Source organism: Rhizobium sp. BK538 (genome assembly GCF_014197575.1).
Taxonomy (GTDB): Bacteria; Pseudomonadota; Alphaproteobacteria; order Rhizobiales; family Rhizobiaceae; genus Rhizobium.
Map to the genome: position 1 here is coordinate 124,173 of NZ_JACIFT010000005.1, position 14,800 is coordinate 138,972.

A 14,800-nucleotide genomic window follows, 5' to 3' on the forward strand; every position below is an offset into this window, starting at 1 on the left:
ATCAGTTTCAAAGGCCGAGGCCCGACTTCACGGCGGTAAGGGCGTCCTTGCCGTCCTTGGTCGTAACGCCTGCGAGCCACGGATCGACTGCGTTCGGATTTGCCTTCAGCCACTCGGTCGCGGCGACCTGCGGATCCTCACCATCGTTGAGGATCTTGCCCATGATCTGGTTTTCCATTTCCAGATTGAACTTCAGGTTCGAGACGAACTTGCCGACGTTGGGGCATTCGGTGGTGTAGCCGGCGCGGGTGTTGGTGTAGACCGTCGCGCCGCCGAAATTTGGACCGAAGGTGCTGTCACCGCCCGTCAGGTAAGTCATCTTGAAGTTCTCGTTCATGGGGTGGGGTGCCCAACCCAGGAATACGACCGGCTTGCCTTCCTTCTCGGCGCGGGCGACCTGTGCCAGCATGCCTTGTTCGGAGGACTCGACGAGCTCAAGGCCGCCCATTCCCATCTCGTTCTTTTCGATCAGGGTCATCACGAGGCGGTTGCCGTCGTTGCCGGGCTCGATCCCGAAGATCTTGCCGTCGAGTTCGTCCTTGTGCTTGCCGATATCGCTGAAATCCTTGATGCCGAGTTCAACGCCCTTGGCATTGGTCGCGAGCGTGTATTTGGCGCCCTCGAGGTTGACGCCGAGGGAATCGACCGTCTTCTCATCGAGGTAGGGCTGGACATCCTTCGCCTGAGCCGGCATCCAGTTGCCGAGGAACACGTCAATGTCCTTGTTCTTCAGCGACTGATAGGTAACCGGAACCGAAAGAACCTTGACATCAGGCTCGTAGCCGAGGTTCTTCAGAATGACTGCGGCCGTGGCGGTGGTTGCGGTGATATCAGTCCAGCCAACGTCGGAAAGACGGACGGCGGAGCAGCTATCGGGGTCTGCGGCAAATGCTGCTGTTGCGACAGAGAGAGCGGCAACTGCGGTGGCGGTGGTCAGTTTGAATGCGCTTGTCGTTTTCATTTTTAGACTCCCAGTCTTGCGTTCCCAAGCCAATCACCAATAACCGAGTTTGACAAGCGATCTGAGCGCGTTTGCGCCGCATTGCAGTACCCGATTGCGACGTGGGGCATTTTTCGCGGAGTGCCGGGTTTTCAAGGCTTTTGGCGGTTTTTGGCCGCGATTTTCCTGTGATTATCAAAATGAGGGACTTTTCTTCGCAGTTTCGAGCTTCCAAGAAGCGAAAGACGGAGAAAACGATGGCAAAACTCTATTTCAACTATTCGACCATGAACGCCGGCAAGTCGACGATGCTGCTGCAAGCCTCCTATAATTACGAGGAGCGCGGCATGCGTGTCGTTTTGCTGATCGCGGCCTTCGATGAGCGCGCCGGAAAAGGGGTTATCGGCTCTAGGATCGGGCTGCAGGCGAGCGCCGTGGCCTTCGAACCGGAAGCAGACTTGCAGGCCTTGATTGGCGAACTTAGCAAGGAGGGGGAGCCAATCGCTTGCGTCTTCGTCGACGAAGCTCACTTCATGACGCGCGAGCATGTCTGGCAGCTTGCCCGGATCGTCGACCGGATGAACATTCCGGTCATGGTCTATGGCCTCAGGACCGACTTCCAGGGGAAGCTGTTTCCTGCGTCTGAGGAGCTTCTCGCGATCGCGGACGAGATGCGTGAGGTGCGGACCATCTGCCATTGCGGACGCAAGGCGACGATGGTGGTGCGCCTCGACGCAGAAGGAAAGGTGCTGCGCGAAGGCGCGCAGATCGATGTCGGGGGCAACGAAAAGTACGTATCGCTTTGCCGGCGGCATTGGGATGATGCCATGAACGGGCAATGGCTTGCCGAGGCGGTGTGAGCGTTCCTCAAATCGATTCCGGTTTGTCGGCTTATGCGCTAGGTTCGCTGTAACCGATTCATGGAGGCGTTCCGGTGCGCAAGCCTTTCTCCTTCGACACGCAGCTGGAAGCCGCGCGAGCGCTCGTGGAACAGCTGCGTCTTGAAGCCAGGGTCTGCGTCGATTTCGTCAAAGAGTTTGCGCGCCAAGGGGCCGCCGTCGATGATGAGCGCTTCCTTGTCGAGAACGGGCGCTTCCAGGCGTTTGTCACAAACGGCGCGAGCCTGACCAATCTGCTGGCGGAACTCGTATCCGTCCTCGACACGCTGACGGTCAAGGTTTCAGCGGATCTCGACAGTTTCCGCGGCCTGACGACAGGCGAGAAATTCATCGGTCGCTTTTCGCGTCAGCGGATGTGGCGTCGCCATAGCGCGCGGGTGCGCGCCGCCCCGGTTGTGGAGCGGCTGCGCGACCTGCTGGTGAAGTCGAACGAAACCGCTGCTGTCATTGCGAGCTACCGCACGATTGTGATCGACTTTCACAAGTTGGGGGAGCATGGGTTGATCGGCATCGTCGAGCAGCGCCGTCGGCTTGTCGACAAGATCGATATCGCGCGCCTGCGCATTCGGGAATTGAATGCCAAGGCGCTGACGAAGCAGGGCAGGATCGGTCTTTATGGAAGCAAGGCCGAATGGGAACGTATGGAACAGGAGCGGCGCGCCCTGAAGAGCGAAGCCGACCGCGTTGCCGAGGAAGAACGCGGAATGCGCGAGGATAGCCAGCGCCGCGAACGCTTCATCAATCTCTTCCAGGTTTTCGTCGATGCGCTGAATAGCCAGGTCGGCCTGTGCAACGCCCTCACGCGCAAGATGGTGATCGACACCGAAGAGCGGCTTTTGATCTATCAGGCACAGGTGGACACGGACATTCCCGGGTCGAAGGTCCAGATTTCGGCGGAACTCTTTCCCGCCATTGCCGGTCCGATTGAACTGTTTGAGCGCAATATGCTGGTGCCGCAGGAACTGGAGCATCGCAAGCGGACCGCCGACGCCGTCTTCGCCAGTAAGTTCGAGACCTTCCAGCGGGAGCCGGAGGAGGGCTGCGGAGGGCCGATCATCGATACGAGGAAAATCTCCAAGCGCCTTCGCTTCCGCCTCCTGCGCCCCAAGCTCCTGAAGAAACAATAATATCAGCACGATATTGTTCTTCCCGGAGCGAGCGCATATGTCAGTGCGCAGACACTGTCTGCCCATCACGGCAAGGAGAAGAGGATGCTCGACCGGATCGCCGGTTTTTTCAGGCTGATCGGCCGGACCATCGCACGCTGGGCGCGGATCTTCTTCGCCTGGGCTTTCTGGCCATTTATCGCCGCCCGTGGCTGGTACGTTCAGCGGACCTGGATGGTCCGGTTGCCGATCCTTGGTTTTATCGGGCTGCTTACCGTTCTTTATTGCTATTTCATCTGGCAGACGCAGGTCTGGTCCGGCTTCAACCCGTCCTTCGTGAATGAGTACAGGCTTTCCGAACGCAAGGTGCCGGCTGGGCAGGAACTGCCGGCAACAGACGACGCGGCGGCGACGAAGACCTGCCAGCGCTCGGCCATCGTCGATGTCGCGGCCGATCTGACGGACTTCAACGTCAATCAGAATGCGTGGATCTCCTCCATGCTCCTCTATCGTCTCGGCTTCTTCGGCATCGACTGGGATCACACGCCGTTCCTCGACAACAAGGCGTCGTTCCAGCGTGGCGTGAACCAGGCGGTTCGTCGCACCTCGGTCGAACTCGTCGATACGCTTGGCCGCGTACGGGGCACGTCGGGGATCAACAACGATCTGCAAAAGGCACGCGGCAATCTGCAGTTCGATGAGTACAGCTGGTATTTCGGACTCGATCCGTTCGGGCCGAAGACGCCGACACCAAGCTATTATCGTTCCGCTCTCGAAAGCCTGCGCAAATTCAATGCCGACTTGGCCGCTTGCAATGCGATCTTCGATGGACGCGCGGATAACCTGATCCAGTTCATCGACCGCATCGCCAACGATCTCGGCAGCACCTCGGATGTGCTTGCGGACCGCTCGCAGAACCATCATCGCGGCTGGTTCGATACGCGCGCCGACGACCGCTTCTGGTTCGCCTATGGGCAGCTCTATGCCTACTACGCGATCCTTGCCGCCGCGCAGTCCGACTTTTCCCAGGTCGTCGCGGAACGCAATCTGGGCGCCATATTCGGCGCAACGATGAGGCAGTTCCAGGCCGCCTTGCAGATCCAGCCCGCAATCATTTCCAATGGTCGGGAAGACGGTTGGATCATGCCGAGCCATCTGGCGACGATGGGCTTCTACATTCTCCGCGTCCGGTCCAATCTCGTCGAGATTCGCTCCGTGCTCGATCGCTGAGCGTCTTGCTCAGTTGATCAGCTTCATCCGGATCGCCTTGGCGACAACTTGCGTTCGATTTACGCAGTCGAGCTTCTTGATGGCGCTCGTCATGTAGGCATTCACGGTGTGATCCGACAACGAAAGGATCTGGCCGATCTCGATCGACGTTTTTCCCTGTGCCGTCCAGCGGACGACCTCCCGTTCGCGGGCAGAAAGGGGCGTGTGCTCCGTAACCTTCGATTGCTTCGTGCGGTTATAGGCGTCGAGCAGATGGAGGGTCACCATCGTGAGTTCGTTGAGCTCGGTTTGTCCGAGCACCGGGCGATCACCGGCCAGCCAGAACAGGATTCGCTCACCGTCGCGTGTATATGCGGGGACAGCAACGCCCGTCGGTATGCCGAAGTCATGCAGAAGTTTACTCAACTCATGCGGGAAAATGTCAGCAGAGGAGTTGTCGGAAAGGCTCCACGAGCGCGGCAGGGCCGAGTCGCCCATTCCGGTCGACAGCATGGGAAAACGCATGATGCGGGCGCGGTCGAATTGGTTGTAGTATGTGGACGGAAGCGACGTTTCAATGAGGAGGGCTTTGAGAAGAACGCTTTCAGGAGCGGGAGCAAGCATCAACGTGACATGCCGGAAGCCATAGGCGCGCGCTACTCTGACGAGAATTTGCGCGAATTCGGCCTTGGTATTGACAGTTGAAATCTCTGTGGCCAGAGACAGCTGCCTTTCCGAGGTAGTCATGTAAGACATTAATGCGTCCCTGCTTACCTTCATTTCAGCGCCATAGAATATGCAAACTGATATATTTGCTAGTGCGAAACGGCGGGGTCTGCAGCGATTAATTTCAAATGTATTACTTTAACCACAGGATCGTCCTATGGTTGCGCCATCCCCTATTCGAAACGCAACCCAAGGAGACGGAAGCGGCTTTCCGCGCAAGCGCTCCAGGAAAATATGCAGGTTCGTCGGGGGGCGCCAGCGCCTGCGAATCACGTCACGATCAGATCTTGTCCGTCGCCTTCGCCTTTTTCCGTTAGCTGCTCGAGAAGCCAAGCATGACCGCAGAGCGGACGGATGCCAGGATGCGCTCGACAATGAGTTCGAGTGATGTCATGTCTTGTCCTGCCACGTCTAGAATCAATGTCTGACTGATAGCGGCTTGGATAAGCGCTGGGCAACCAGCGCACTATTCACAGTCGCGGCATATTTCGCTATCCCGTTGAAGCAAAGGTGGCGCCGATCGAGCGCACAGGCCAGTGGGGAAACGGGATGGCAGCCTACAAATCCGACATCGAGATTGCGCGCGCGGCGGAGAAAAAACCGATCTTCGAGATCGGTGCAAAGCTCGGCATTCCGGCCGAGCAACTGGCGCCATACGGGCATGACAAGGCCAAGCTCAGCGCGCAATTCATTGCGGCACAGGCCGAGAAGCCTGATGGCAGGTTGATCCTCGTCACGGCAATCAATCCGACACCCGCAGGCGAGGGCAAGACGACGACGACCGTCGGCCTCGGCGATGGGTTGAACCGGATCGGCAAGAAGGCGATCGTCTGCATCCGCGAGGCTTCGCTCGGACCATGCTTCGGGGTCAAGGGCGGCGCTGCCGGTGGCGGCTATGCGCAAGTCATTCCGATGGAAGACATCAACCTGCATTTCACCGGCGATTTCCATGCGATCACCTCGGCCCACAATCTGCTCGCGGCGATGATCGACAATCACATCTATTGGGGCAACGAGCAGGATATCGATCTCAGGCGCGTCACGTGGCGGCGCGTGATGGACATGAACGACAGGGCGCTGCGCGAGATGGTCTCCTCGCTTGGTGGGGTCGCCAACGGCTTTCCCAGGCAGAACGGCTTCGACATCACGGTGGCCTCCGAGGTGATGGCCATTCTTTGCCTCGCCACGGACCTCAAGGATCTGGAGGAGCGCCTCGGCAACATCATCGTCGGCTACCGGCGCGACAAGACGGCCGTCTATGCCCGCGACCTGAAGGCCGATGGGGCCATGGCCGTTCTCCTGAAGGATGCCTTGCAGCCGAACCTTGTCCAGACGCTGGAAAACAATCCGGCCTTCGTGCATGGCGGCCCGTTCGCCAATATCGCGCATGGCTGCAACTCGGTGATCGCCACGCAGACGGCGCTGAAGCTCGGCGACTATGTCGTGACGGAAGCGGGTTTCGGCGCCGATCTCGGGGCCGAAAAATTCTTCGACATCAAATGCCGAAAGGCGGGACTGAAACCGGATGCCGCCGTTATTGTCGCGACGGTGCGCGCACTCAAGATGAATGGCGGCGTGACGAAGAACGATCTCGGAACGGAGAATGTCGCCGCGCTGAAGAAGGGCTGCTCCAACCTCGGCCGCCATGTCGCCAACGTTCGCAAGTTCGGCGTTCCCGTCGTCGTCGCCATCAATCATTTTGTCTCGGATACGGATGCGGAAATCGCAGCCGTGAAGGAGTATGTCTCGCGCCTCGGGGCGGAGGCGATCCTCTGCAGGCACTGGGCCAAGGGGTCTGCCGGCATCGAGGAACTCGCCTACAAGGTGGTCGAGCTTGCGGAATCGGGACAGTCGAGATTCGAGCCGCTCTATCCCGACGACGTCTCCCTGTTCGAGAAGATCGAGATCGTGGCCTCGAAGATTTACCACGCAGGCGAGGTGACCGCTGACAAGGCGGTGAGGGACCAGTTGCTTGCCTGGGAGGAGCAGGGCTACGGGCACCTGCCGGTCTGCATGGCGAAGACGCAATACTCCTTTTCGACCGATCCGAACCTGCGCGGCGCGCCGGAAGGACATATCGTGCCGGTCCGCGAAGTCCGCCTCTCGGCAGGCGCTGGCTTCGTGGTGGCCATCACCGGCGAGATCATGACCATGCCTGGTTTGCCGAGATCGCCCTCGGCGGAGCGGATTTACCTCAATGATCAGGGCTATATCGAGGGCTTGTTCTGATCGGGCGTTGAGAAACCGATTGAAAGGGCTCGGATCTTGATTCAGCGTTGGTGTCTAGGCCTCTGGCTTTTTGGCATTTGCCAGGCAGGGGCTTGCTGTCGCTGCCGCTCAAGTGCTAAATCCAAGGCGTCGAAAAAGGCAGGGTCGGATATGGTAAGCACGGCCCCTTCCGCAAGGAAGCTCTGATCCGCACCACATTCCAGTGCATGTGAGAACCCGCGACGAGAAACGGCGCATCCCGCGCCGCTCTCGGCGGATTCAATGCGCGTTATACGTCGTTCCGCCGGGCAACCCGAAGGAATGAACAATGCGAATGAACCATATTGATATTCACGTGCCCGATGTCGCTGCCACTGCCGCATTTCTCGTCCGGCATTTCGGCCTGTATCTGCGGGAGATGCGAGGTGCGAGCGGCCTTGCGATCCTTGACGACGATGCCGGCCTCGAAATCGTGGTCAGCCACCCGATCGAAAAGTTCGGTAGCGGCGATCAGCAGGCGCTGGACCTCGTCACCTATCACCTCGGCTTCATCCAGACCGAGCGAAGCAACGTTGACCGGCTATATAGCGCGTTGAAGGAAAAGCGACGCCGAAATCGTCGGTGAGCCGCGCGAGATGCGCGGTGGATATCTCTTTTATTGCATGGCGCCGGGGCGCGTGCTGATCGAGGTCGGATGGCGTGCGGGATGACCCGCCGCTAGTGACAGTAGCGATATCCTCCGTTCCGCTCCAACACGTCGAGGTGGAAGTGCGTTTCGTGGGCTGCGTCACTTTCGGGGTCCAGCACCGTCATGAAGTAGAGGCAGGCGGCGGCGCTGATCGTCCGCTGGAAGGCTCCGATCAGCGTTGAATCCTCCCTGCGCGGCTGAACGGCGATGTCCTTGCCTTTTTCGAAACTGAAGCTTGCAATGTCGATCGCATTGCCGCGCGCGTGCTCGGAAACCTTGCCGGTTTCCGCGCCGTTGCGCAGGCGGCAGACATAGGACGATGCCTGATTGACGGCGACGATGCGGCCCTGATCCATCGCGGCGGCGCTTGCCGCCGGGATGACGCTTTCCTTCATCCAGCGGGCCAGGGCGAGGGCGACAGGGCAGCGAAACACCGCCTCTGGCTGCAATTTTATTCCCGGCAAAGCCTCGGAAACCTTGATCGGTTTGTCGATTCCGCAGCCGTTGCCGTCATCGATACGCGCGATGTCCTTGAAGACAACGCCGAGGACCTGAAGCTCCCGCTCACATTGCGAATGCTCGGCGTCGCTCTCTGCGGCAATCGTCAGATGCTGCTCTTCCAGCGTCTGCTGCGACGGAAGTTTCGGTCCCTGCTTTTCCGGTACGCCAGAAGAGTTTGGAGGACCCTGCTTGATCGGCGGCGCTCCGGTTTTGCCTCTCTCGGGTTTCGGTTCGGGTATCGGGGGAAGTTGCGGGGCGGGCGCAGCCGTATTGGATTCACCTGGACGGGCCGCCGGGAAAGGGCCCGTGTCCGGCAGGCGTGCGCTGGTCAAAAGCCCAATGCAGCTCAGTGCCGCTAAAATTACGATGATATTCTTCACGCATCCACCCGTTGTATGTTGAACCGGGGAGGAGAACGTGCGGATGCGGTTTTCGTTGCAATTTCGCAACGTTGATCCCTATGGTGAAAATATGAGTTATTAAATCAAGATAACTGTCTCTCGATATATTGACAATTAAACTCATGTTTTTTATGCGGCAAAAAGAAGGCGAAAAACGTCGCCAGAAAGCCTAGCCAGCCCATCGAAACGCAGCCGCGTCACGACCAGCCAGCCCGGTGGATATTTCTCTCAAGGGGTTGATTTCATGATCGTCCGGCACTCGCGCTCGGTTCTACTCGCCTGCACGGCACTTGCTTTTGTTTTGCCTTCCGCCATTGCTTTTGCGCAAAGCGCGCCTTCGACTGGCCAGACGGCCGAAGAGCAGCAGGCCAAGAGCGAGGGCGATACCTTCCTCTCGCCAATCATCGTGAAGGGTAGCCGGCAGGCGGCCAACGATCCCTACACCAAGCCGGGTCCTTCAAGCACGGTCACGGCGGACCAGATCAACCTCCAGGCGGGGCAGGGTACGGATGATCTGCTGCGCAGCGTTCCGGGAACGTCGACGGCCAACAATCCCCAGAACCCCGGCGTAGCCGTAAACATTCGCGGCTTCGAGGGCTCCGGCCGCGTCAACATGTCGATCGACGGCGTTCGCCAGAATTTCCGCTTCACCGGTCATGAGGCGCAAGGATTTACCTACGTGGATCCGGCGTTCCTGGCAGGCATCGACGTGACCCGCGGTGCAGTCACCGGTATCGGCGGCGGTGCGCTGGCCGGGACAGTCAATTTCCGTACCTACGAGATCGATGATCTGATCCAGGGCGACAAGAACTACGGTGGCATCGTCTCTGCGACGGTCGGAACCAACGAACTTGGTTGGTCCGAGTCGGCCATCGGCGCCTATCGGTTCAACGATGTCTTTGCCGTCCTCGGCGGTATCAGCAAGAGCGATCCGGGCAACTACGAGAACGGCGACGGCGTTACCGTGCCTTTCACCGAGCAGGATCTGCTTTCCGGCATGCTGAAGGCTGAGATCACGCCGAACGCGGAAAACACGATCAAACTCGGCGGCATCACCTACGACAACGACTTCTTCGCCAATTCCTATTTCCAGAACGTGAAGAACAAGACGTTTGCCGCGAGCTACGCCTATACGCCCGGCGACAACGAGCTGATCGATTTCAAGACGAACTTTTACTACAACCGCCTTGAGATGAAATATGACACGAACGCCACGGGCGGCGGTGCGGCCGCCGGTCGCCGGATTACCGATACCGGGATTGGCTTCGACGTCTCCAACACTTCCAGGTTCAACCTCGGCGACGTTGCTGTCGTCACCAACTATGGTGTCGAGTACTTCCACGACGATTACGATGTGGTCAACAGCCGGACGCAGCCCTTGGGTGGCGTCAACGGCGACGGCAAGAGCGGCATCCTTGGTGTCTTCGACACGACGACATTCACCTACGGCATGGCGGATCTGACGCTTGGCCTGCGCTATGATCATTTCGATATTGACGGTTCGGGGTCGGTTGTCGCAGGCAACCCGCTCGGTATGCCGGCCGGCGCCTATACCGTCGACAAGTCCGATGGACGCCTGAACCCCAGTGTCACCTTTGCGCTCAATCCGACTGATTGGTTCCAGCCGTATGTGACATATGCAGAAACCCAGCGGGCGCCGACCATCAACGAAACTTTTGCTGGCGGATCGCATCCAGGCGCTACCGGCCAGAACTTCTTCCCCAATCCCTTCCTCGAGCCGGAAACCTCCAAGGGCTGGGAAATCGGCGCCAACGTCAAGTTCGATGGCATACTGGATGCGGGCGACAGCTTCCGCCTCAAGGCCAACTATTTCAACGACCGTATCGACAACTATATCACGGGTGCGTTTGCAGGGGGCGGCAGGCAGACCTTCTTCATCAACAATCCCGGTACGTCGAAAGTCGACGGCATCGAAATCCAGGCCGCGTATGACGCGGGCTTCGTCTTCGGGGAGCTTGCCTATACCCATACCAATACGGACCTGCCTGCGCAGATCAATGGCTTCGGTGTGCAGAGCTACCTGCCTGAAAACATCTTCAGCGCCACTCTCGGCGGCCGCTTCCTTGAAGATCAGAGATTGACCGTCGGTACGCGCCTGTTTGCTGCCGGACAGGCCGACATCGGGCAAATCAACGCAACGAATGCCGGACGCCCGCGGTTCATGAGCGGCTATGGCGTCGTCGATCTCTTTGCGAATTACCAGTGGGAAAACGGCCTGGAGCTGACGGCGAGCGTGACAAACGTCTTCGACAAGGCCTACACGCCGGCTTCCAGCACGATCCAGACCACGACGATCGACACCGGTCGCGGTCGTACCTTCATGGTTACAGCGAAAGCCAGGTTCTGAACCGACGGCATAATGATGCGTAGGGCGGCCATTGCGCCGCCCTACTTCATTCGCCGGATTCGGCTCTTGCACTTGGTCCGATCTCACGCTAACAATTTCGCCCATGAACACGTCCTTGAACATTGCAGTTTGGTGGTGGGCTCGCTGAGGCGGCCTCGACCAATCGTGTCCAAAGACGACGAGTGAGCCGCCCGGAAAACGCCAGGCGGCTTTTTTGCTTTTTAAGGCTGCCTGTCATCCGGGCCCGACAACGGAGTGGAACAATGGTAACGATCCTTCGGGATGACGGAGCGGAAATCTACGAGACGAAGGGCGGCATAACCGTTACCCGGCAGCGCCGGGCGATCCCCTATGCCGATGCAGTCTCGTCCTATGTCGACAAGCTCGACGAGCGCCGTGGCGCCGTCTTCTCGTCGAACTACGAATATCCGGGCCGCTATACCCGCTGGGACACCGCCGTCGTCGACCCGCCGCTCGGCATTTCTTGCCATGGCCGCGAGGTCTGGATCGAGGCCTACAATGAGCGCGGCGAGGTGATCCTCTCCTTTATCACGGAGCGCCTCAAGACGATCTCAGATCTCGTGCTCGGTGCTTCGACGGCGCGGCGCCTCGACCTGACCGTGAAGACGCCCGAGCGCGCCTTCACCGAAGAAGAACGTTCGAAGATCCCGACCGTCTTCACCGTGTTGCGCGCCATCACCGATCTCTTCTATTCGCAGGCGGATGCCAACCTCGGCTTCTATGGCGCCTTCGGCTACGACCTTGCTTTCCAGTTCGATGCGATCAATCTGAAGCTGACGCGTCCGAGCGACCAGCGCGACATGGTGCTCTACCTGCCGGACGAAATCCTCGTCGTCGACAACTACTCGGCCAAGGCCTGGATCGACCGCTACGACTTCGAAAAGGGCGGGCTTTCGACCGAGGGCGAGGCCGGCGACATTCCGGCTGAACCGTTCCAGCGCACAGACGCCATTCCGCCGAAGAGTGACCATCGCCCCGGCGAGTATGCCAACCTCGTCGTCAAGGCCAAGGAAAGCTTCCGCAAGGGCGATCTCTTCGAAGTGGTGCCCGGCCAAAAGTTCATGGAGCGCTGCGACAGCAAGCCTTCCGACATTTCCAAGCGGCTGAAGGCGATCAATCCGTCGCCCTACTCCTTCTTCATCAATCTCGGCAACCAGGAATATCTGGTCGGCGCCTCGCCTGAAATGTTCGTGCGTGTGTCCGGCCGCCGCATCGAGACCTGCCCGATATCAGGCACGATCAAGCGCGGCGACGATCCGATCGCCGACAGCGAACAGATCCTGAAGCTGTTGAACTCCAAGAAAGACGAGTCGGAGCTTACCATGTGCTCGGACGTCGACCGCAACGACAAGAGCCGTGTCTGCGAGCCGGGTTCGGTGAAGGTCATCGGCCGCCGTCAGATCGAGATGTATTCGCGTCTGATCCACACCGTCGACCACATCGAGGGCCGGCTGCGCGACGACATGGATGCCTTTGACGGCTTTCTGTCTCACGCCTGGGCCGTGACGGTCACCGGCGCACCGAAGCTGTGGGCGATGCGCTTCATCGAAAGCCATGAGAAGAGCCCGCGCGCCTGGTACGGCGGCGCTATCGGCATGGTCGGCTTCAACGGCGACATGAACACCGGCCTGACGCTGCGCACCGTGCGCATCAAGGACGGGATTGCCGAAGTCAGGGCAGGGGCGACCTTGCTCAACGATTCCGATCCGCACGAAGAAGAAGCCGAAACCGAACTGAAGGCCTCCGCCATGCTTTCCGCCATCCGCGATGCCAAGGCCGGCAACTCCGGCAAGGTCAGCCGCGACGTCGCTGCCGTCGGCAAGGGCGTCAAGATCCTGCTCGTTGATCACGAAGACAGCTTTGTGCACACGTTGGCGAATTATTTCCGCCAGACGGGGGCGACGGTCTCAACCGTGCGCACGCCGGTGCCGGAGGAAATCTTCGATAGGCTGGATCCGGATCTGGTCGTCTTGTCGCCAGGTCCAGGCAATCCGAAGGATTTCGACTGCAAGGCGACGATCAAGAAGGCGCGGGCGCGCAACCTGCCGATCTTCGGCGTCTGCCTCGGATTGCAGGCGCTGGCAGAAGCCTATGGCGGCGAACTGCGGCATCTGGCGCTGCCGATGCACGGCAAACCGTCGCGCATCCGCGTGCTCGAGCCGGGCATCGTGTTCTCGGGCCTCGGCAAGGAGGTGACGGTCGGGCGCTATCACTCGATCTTTGCCGATCCGTCGACGCTGCCGCGTGATTTCATCATCACGGCGGAAAGCGAAGACGGCACGATCATGGGCATCGAGCACGAGAAGGAACCGATTGCGGCCGTGCAGTTCCACCCGGAATCGATCATGACGCTTGGCGGCGATGCCGGCATGCGGATGATCGAGAACGTCGTCGCGCATCTGTCCCGCAAGGCAAAGACCAAGGCGGCCTGAGACGAGGCGTCGGGCGAGACCGTCTCGGCCTCTTTGGAGATAATCGAAGGCATGGCCACTGTTGTGGGCCACGCCTTCGGACCTGCGGAAAATTCCCGTGCGGTGTCAAGATTTTCTACGCCAGATTGCCACAATAGCTGTTAAGCATCCACTGCTCTGTCGGCGATGGATGGCTGCATGCTCCTGAAGATCCTGAAGTCATTCGCGATCGTCATCGTGCTAATCGCTGCGACAACTGCGGCCGGCATCGTTTTGCCAAGGCCGATGTGGCGTGACGATCCGACGCCGGGAGACGTCCGCCGCCGCATCCTCGTTCTCAGCAATCCGATCCACACCGACATCGCCGTGCCGGCTGACGCCGATATTCTTGCGCGGTTCGGCTTCCTTCGTGACGGCGCGCTTGATCTGGACGACCCGAACCTTCGCTACATCATCTTCGGATGGGGAGGGCGGTCATTCTATACGGAAACACCGACCTGGCCAGACCTGAAGGCGATGCCGGTCTTCAAGAGCTTCAGCCTCGACAATTCCGTGATGCATGTTTCGCTGGCCGGCGACATTCCGCTCGACCACCCGAGCGTCATGGCGGTCGATGTCGGCGAGGAGGGGTACAGGCGCCTGCTCGGCTTCGTTCTCGGCAGTTTCACCGAGCAGGTCGGCAAGCCGATGCCGCTGGCCGGATTCTCGTATGGCGAGAACGATGCCTTCTTTGAAGCTGAGGGCTATTTCAATGCCTTCTTGGGGTGCAACACCTGGACTGCCGCGGCGTTGCGTCAGGCTGGTCTCGTGTCCGGATGGTGGACAGCGCTGCCGTGGCTGCTCAGAGCTTCCCTGTGGCTCCACAATGATCAGGCCGTATTTGCTGACGAAGCCGCCTCCGGCAATCTGCCGTGAACTGCGATCTTGCGTGGCCGCCGCAATGGTAGCTCGGTCGCCGCGCTCTTGGTCTCGCATCGGTTTGGCAGCGTGCAGTTCGGACACCAGCGACAAGAGCCGGCAGAGTCTGATTGACATCCTGCAACAAATCAGAACATTTCCGGAACGATGAATGAGGAATAACGTCGTGGCCAATGCTGAGAAGTTTATCGTGCTCCCGTACCGTAAGAACCGGGGCAATCTGGTGCCGGGCGAGATGCGCCAGGCATCGAACGCCGTCAGCGCGGAGAAGATTGCGACCTCAATGGCCTCGCGTTTCGTCGGGGTTGCGGCCTATGCCGTGATGGTCGACGAGGAGACCGGCGATATGTCGTCGCCGCGGCTGCTTGCCCGGCACGGCGAGATTGCCGACCTCAATTCCTGAT

At 59.5% G+C, this 14,800-nt stretch carries 11 protein-coding genes and 1 pseudogene; 9 read left to right on the plus strand and 3 right to left on the minus strand.

From position 1 onward, the window contains the following. Positions 1–7: 7 nt before the first annotated feature. Positions 8–961 (minus strand): choline ABC transporter substrate-binding protein, encoded by a 954-nt coding sequence (locus FHX09_RS07810; protein ID WP_132588820.1) that lies wholly within the window; start codon positions 959–961, stop codon positions 8–10. Between the two features lie 236 nt (positions 962–1,197). Between FHX09_RS07810 and FHX09_RS07815 the strand changes: the two genes are divergently transcribed. From FHX09_RS07815 to FHX09_RS07825, 3 genes are all read left to right on the plus strand, one after another. Further along, on the plus strand, positions 1,198–1,800 hold the full coding sequence (locus FHX09_RS07815; protein ID WP_132588819.1) for a thymidine kinase: 603 nt from the start codon (positions 1,198–1,200) through the stop codon (positions 1,798–1,800). A gap of 74 nt (positions 1,801–1,874) precedes the next feature. Beyond that, a complete protein-coding gene (locus tag FHX09_RS07820; protein ID WP_184449688.1) occupies positions 1,875–2,966 on the plus strand; it encodes a hypothetical protein in 1,092 nt (363 codons plus the stop codon). An 84-nt stretch (positions 2,967–3,050) separates the two neighbouring features. Next, positions 3,051–4,175 carry a DUF2333 family protein gene (locus FHX09_RS07825; RefSeq protein ID WP_007789871.1) on the plus strand — a complete coding sequence of 375 codons (1,125 nt, stop codon included), beginning with the start codon at positions 3,051–3,053 and terminating at the stop codon, positions 4,173–4,175. A gap of 9 nt (positions 4,176–4,184) precedes the next feature. Here FHX09_RS07825 and FHX09_RS07830 read toward each other — a convergent pair whose 3' ends face one another. Beyond that, positions 4,185–4,910, minus strand: coding sequence for a LuxR family transcriptional regulator (locus tag FHX09_RS07830; protein WP_183719238.1), 726 nt, complete (start codon positions 4,908–4,910; stop codon positions 4,185–4,187). Between the two features lie 519 nt (positions 4,911–5,429). On the opposite strand from FHX09_RS07830, the gene FHX09_RS07835 reads away from it, so the two are divergent. Beyond that, on the plus strand, positions 5,430–7,109 hold the full coding sequence (locus FHX09_RS07835; RefSeq protein WP_132588816.1) for a formate--tetrahydrofolate ligase: 1,680 nt from the start codon (positions 5,430–5,432) through the stop codon (positions 7,107–7,109). 307 nt (positions 7,110–7,416) lie between these two features. Then, a pseudogene (locus FHX09_RS07840) lies at positions 7,417–7,798 on the plus strand (VOC family protein). A 7-nt stretch (positions 7,799–7,805) separates the two neighbouring features. Here the strand turns inward: FHX09_RS07840 and FHX09_RS07845 are convergent. Continuing rightward, positions 7,806–8,657, minus strand: coding sequence for an extensin family protein (locus FHX09_RS07845; RefSeq protein WP_132588815.1), 852 nt, complete (start codon positions 8,655–8,657; stop codon positions 7,806–7,808). A gap of 265 nt (positions 8,658–8,922) precedes the next feature. Here FHX09_RS07845 and FHX09_RS07850 point away from each other — a divergent pair, with 265 nt between their 5' ends. The 4 genes from FHX09_RS07850 (at position 8,923) to FHX09_RS07865 (ending at position 14,799) form a co-directional block, all read left to right on the plus strand. After that, positions 8,923–11,046 (plus strand): TonB-dependent receptor, encoded by a 2,124-nt coding sequence (locus FHX09_RS07850; RefSeq protein WP_184449690.1) that lies wholly within the window; start codon positions 8,923–8,925, stop codon positions 11,044–11,046. A 263-nt stretch (positions 11,047–11,309) separates the two neighbouring features. Beyond that, entirely contained in the window at positions 11,310–13,499 is a 2,190-nt protein-coding gene (locus FHX09_RS07855; protein ID WP_007789884.1) for an anthranilate synthase, read from the plus strand. Positions 13,500–13,676: 177 nt separating this feature from the next. Then, positions 13,677–14,393: a TIGR02117 family protein gene (locus FHX09_RS07860; protein WP_184449692.1), complete on the plus strand. Its 717-nt coding sequence runs from the start codon at positions 13,677–13,679 to the stop codon at positions 14,391–14,393. 169 nt (positions 14,394–14,562) lie between these two features. After that, complete coding sequence (locus tag FHX09_RS07865) at positions 14,563–14,799, plus strand: hypothetical protein (protein ID WP_037082076.1); 237 nt, start codon at positions 14,563–14,565, stop codon at positions 14,797–14,799. Position 14,800 lies beyond the last annotated feature (1 nt).